Here is a 932-nt window from a genome sequence, read left to right as displayed (position 1 = left end):
GTGGTGCACCGTATTGTAGACGGGCAGCTTCCAGACGATCGCCCTGTCCGCCGCGCGCGTGTAATTTACGGCAGGGAGCATAATGCCCTCGCGGCCGAAACTGGGGAATTTTACTTCGGCACTTTTGGGGAAAATTCGAGCGGCATTGACACTCCAGCTTGCGGCTCGAGAACACCCCGGTGGCGTAGCCGTAGACCAAAAGCCCCAGCAGGACGCTCGGGTGATAGGAGGCCGAGCCCGAGCCGCGGTAGGCCTTGACCATCGCCGACAAGTCCAGCTGCTCGATCACTTCCACCACGAAACGCGCCAGATGCCGCTCCGGAAGCCATTCATCCACCGAGGGTGGCAGCAGAAAACCCGTCTGGCGGTCGACCTGGCGAAAATTGTTCATCGTTGCTCCGCTCATCGAGAAGGAATCAATCAATGAAACTGAATCTCATCCGAGCCCTCCGCTCAAGTCCGACAGGCTGCTAGGCTCGCGAGCATGGCGAAGCTCCGCGCACGAAGACCGGGCCTGCGCTCGCGGGACACGGGGCTGAAGCCATGCGCGACGCGTTTTTGCGCGCCATCGTCAACCTTGCCCGAAGAACTTCGTCGTTCGCCGACCCGGGATCAGGGAACCGAAACGGCCCGCACGATCGTCCCAAGATAGATTTACTTCTGCGATCCGAAAAGCCCATGGCAGCGCGAACACCAACGGGCAGCCGCCTCAGTACTTCCCGAAAGGCACAGACCTGAGCATCCACAGCGCCGACGAGATCGCCGCCGTCGCAGCGGCCCTCCATGCCCGACCGAGAAAGACCCTGGCTTGGGAAACGCCGGCAGAGGCGCTTACCTTTGCAACAAAACTCGAAATAAAATTTACAGATTCTTAACGCCGCAAAATCGTTGACGATGGTAGCCTCGGGGCAAGGCCTGAGGTCAAGCGCGCT

General features: G+C 60.2%; 1 protein-coding gene and 1 pseudogene. One reads left to right on the top strand and one right to left on the bottom strand.

Translation table 11 applies throughout. The features are described 5' to 3' along the window. Positions 1 to 391, bottom strand: a 391-nt coding sequence (locus tag NKJ11_RS33695) for a transposase (RefSeq protein ID WP_352795183.1), incomplete at its 3' end; no start/stop codon positions are given. Between the two features lie 92 nt (positions 392 to 483). Between NKJ11_RS33695 and NKJ11_RS33690 the strand changes: the two are divergent. Then, positions 484 to 875 (top strand): annotated as a pseudogene (locus NKJ11_RS33690) (transposase); the annotation flags it as partial. Between the last annotated feature and the right edge of the window lie 57 nt (positions 876 to 932).

Origin of the sequence: Mesorhizobium sp. M0243, assembly GCF_040321775.1 — a bacterium.
Lineage (GTDB): Bacteria > Pseudomonadota > Alphaproteobacteria > Rhizobiales > Rhizobiaceae > Mesorhizobium.
Note: the sequence above shows the minus strand (reverse complement) of the source record. Positions and strands in the feature narration are given on the sequence as shown.